The sequence below is a fragment of the Acinetobacter sp. genome (assembly GCF_050285345.1).
Taxonomy (GTDB): domain Bacteria; phylum Pseudomonadota; class Gammaproteobacteria; order Pseudomonadales; family Moraxellaceae; genus Acinetobacter.
Window position 1 is genome coordinate 1 of record NZ_JBLZXR010000050.1, and the last position, 3,362, is coordinate 3,362.

Genomic DNA, 3,362 nt, shown 5'->3' on the forward strand with positions numbered 1-3,362 from the left:
TTCAAAAAGTCAAATCATGCTTCTTTTTTTCATGGATTGAACATGCGATTTTTAAATTTTTAGCTCATCTTTGGCAGGTCAAACAATTCTGCTTTTAAGCCGACCTTAGAATAGGCTTTTTCGATCATTTTCATTCATATAACTTGCTTTATATTGTCATGAAAAACAGTTATTTTGATCATGAATTAGATGTTTTTTAACGGTTCCTCACAATAATCATTTGAACGAATTTTTGGGAGTTCAAACATGTCACAAGATCAACAGACTTCAGGTTGCCCATTTCATCAAGCCGGTGGTCACACAAGCTCTACAGGTACTCAGAATTCGGATTGGTGGCCGAATGCGCTTAATCTAGATATTCTTTCCCAGCACGATAAAAAAACCAATCCAATGGATCCAGACTTTGACTATGCAGCTGCATTTAACTCATTGGATCTGGAAGCGGTGAAACAAGATCTACGCGAACTCATTAACAGCAGCCAAGACTGGTGGCCATCGGATTATGGCAGCTATATTGGTATGTTCGTACGTACTGCATGGCACTTGGCCGGTTCATACCGTAAGCAAGATGGTCGTGGCGGTGCAAATACCGGTAATCAACGTTTTGCGCCACTCAACAGCTGGCCGGATAACGTTAACACCGATAAAGGTCGTCGTCTGCTTTGGCCGATTAAACGTAAATACGGCAACAAAATTTCTTGGGGCGATTTAATCGTCTTGGCTGGTACAGTCGCTTATGACGTTGCTGGCTTGAAAACTTTCGGTTTTGGTGGTGGTCGTACCGATATTTGGGCACCTGAAAAAGACATTTACTGGGGTGAAGAGAAAGAATGGCTTGCACCAACCAAAAACCGTTACGAAAGTGATGCCGATCGTTCAACTCTGGAAAATCCGCTTGCTGCGGTGCAAATGGGCTTGATCTACGTCAACCCTGAAGGTGTAGATGGTATTCAAGACCCGTTACGCACGGCACAAGATATGCGTGTTACCTTCGACCGTATGGGAATGAATGATGAAGAAACTGTGGCTTTAACTGTCGGTGGTCATACTGTAGGTAAGGCACACGGTAATGGTAAGGCGGAAAATCTGGGTGCTGATGTTGAAGGCGCAGATGTTGAATTCCAGGGCTTAGGCTGGCACAACTCTGAAGGTACTGGTAACGGTGCAAATACTATGGTCAGTGGTCTGGAAGGTGCCTGGACCACGCATCCAACCAGATGGGATAACGAATTCCTTTACTTATTGTTCACCTATGAGTGGGAAAAGACCATCAGCCCGGCAGGTGCGAAACAATGGGAACCGATTAACATCAAAGAGGAAGACAAACCTGTTGATGCCCACAATCCGAATGTACGCCGTAACCCGATGATGACCGATGCCGATATGGCGCTAAAATTTGACCCTGAATACCGCAAAATTGCAGAAGATTTCTATAGAAATCCGGACAAATTGGCAGATGCCTTTGCTCGCGGCTGGTTTAAATTGACGCATCGTGATATGGGGCCAAAATCCCGTTATTTAGGTGCTGATGTGCCGAACGAGGATTTAATCTGGCAAGACCCGATTCCGGCAGTAGATTACACTTTGACTGATGCTGAAGTAGCAGATTTAAAAGCGCAATTATTAAATAGTGGTTTAACTTCTGCTGAACTGATTGCAACTGCATGGGATAGCGCTCGTACCTTCCGTGGTTCTGACTACCGTGGCGGCGCCAATGGTGCGCGTATCCGTCTGGCTCCGCAAAAGGATTGGGTTGCAAATGAACCTGCACGCCTGCAAAAAGTCTTGGCCAAACTTGAAGAAATTCAAGCCGGTTTCGACAAGAAAGTCAGCATTGCAGACCTTATCGTACTTGGTGGTACGGCAGCAGTTGAACAGGCAGCACATGCAGCCGGTGTGGATGTGAATGTTCTATTCCTTGCAGGGCGAGGGGATGCCACTCAAGAACAAACCGATGCTTATTCGTTTGAAGATTTCGAGCCGAAAGCAGATGGTTTCCGCAACTTTGTGAAGCAGGATTTTGTGGTTCAGCCTGAAGAAATGCTATTAGACCGTGCACAATTGCTGGGTTTGACTGCACCTGAAATGGTTGTGCTGATTGGCGGTTTACGCGTACTTGGTGCGAACTACGGCGGCGCGAAAGAAGGTGTATTCACGGATAAAGTTGGTGTATTAAGCAATGACTTTTTTGTGAATTTAACTGACATGGCGTACAACTGGAAGCCAACAGGCAAGAATTCATACAGCATTGTTGAGCGCGCAACAGGCGCTGAGAAATGGACAGCAACACGTGTGGACCTGGTATTCGGTTCTAACTCGATTCTGCGTTCTTATGCAGAAGTGTATGCACAAGACGACAACAAAGAAAAATTTGTGAGAGACTTTGTTGCTGCCTGGACCAAAGTGATGAATGCAGACCGTTTTGATGTGAAGAAATAATTTGCATTGAGATGTAAAAAAACCGCTCGAAAGGGCGGTTTTTTGTGAAACATTGAAATGTCATGTAAAAGCTGAATTTCTACTCACTTAGCCTTTTATAGGTTTTAAGATGTTGATATTATTTAACTTATATTGAATTTCGTATAAAGTGTATTATGTTGATTTTAGGAAAACTAATATTACTGATGCTAATTCATTTACAGCCAATTAATATCCAAATGATGCAATATAGGTTCATAAAGCTCTATTTTACAGACTTCTAAGCTTATAGGCATTTGTCGAATTTACTCTTTAAGCTTGCAAAATCCTTATTACTTTCACAGATACTCTTATTCAATATAAACATTTTTTAAACTCATATGAATGTTATAAACTCAACAAAATATGTTGAGTTTATAACATGAAATTAGCATTACTTATTTCATCACTTCCCAGCTAGAGTACAACTGCAAGAATGAGAATTTGGCGTTCTTTAAAGTCAAATGGTGCAGCAACTTTGAGAGATGGTGTTTACTTATTGCCAGAAATACATTCTAAAAAATTCGAATCTATTATTAACGATCATCTCAATGAACAGGGCCATGCCTATATCTTTCAAACCGAAGCTCCTGAACATTTAGACCTTGTTCAACTTTTTGACAGAAGTGCAGAATATGAAGAACTGAGAACCGAAATTTCACACATACACAATACGCTTGAGGAAAATAAGAAAAAAGAACATCTTAAACAAATTCGGAAACTAAGAAAAAACTTCAATGCACTGATAGAAATTGATTTTTTCCCTACTACCCATCAAAGCAAAACACTGAATGAAATTACCCGATTGAAACAGGCCATTGCTCGGTTAGGTGAATATGATGAACCCAATAATTTTGAACAGCAATTAAAAGTCCTATTCAAGCAAGATTTTCAAAATAAAGTCT

Annotated in this window: 2 protein-coding genes; both read left to right on the forward strand. The window is 41.4% G+C overall.

All coding sequences use genetic code 11. The features are described from left to right. Positions 1-246 precede the first annotated feature (246 nt). Entirely contained in the window at positions 247-2,439 is a 2,193-nt protein-coding gene (katG, locus tag ACN6OV_RS04740; RefSeq protein WP_427950130.1) for a catalase/peroxidase HPI, read from the forward strand. Between the two features lie 454 nt (positions 2,440-2,893). Then, on the forward strand, positions 2,894-3,362 hold a 469-nt coding region (locus tag ACN6OV_RS04745; RefSeq protein ID WP_427950132.1), incomplete at its 3' end, for a Chromate resistance protein ChrB.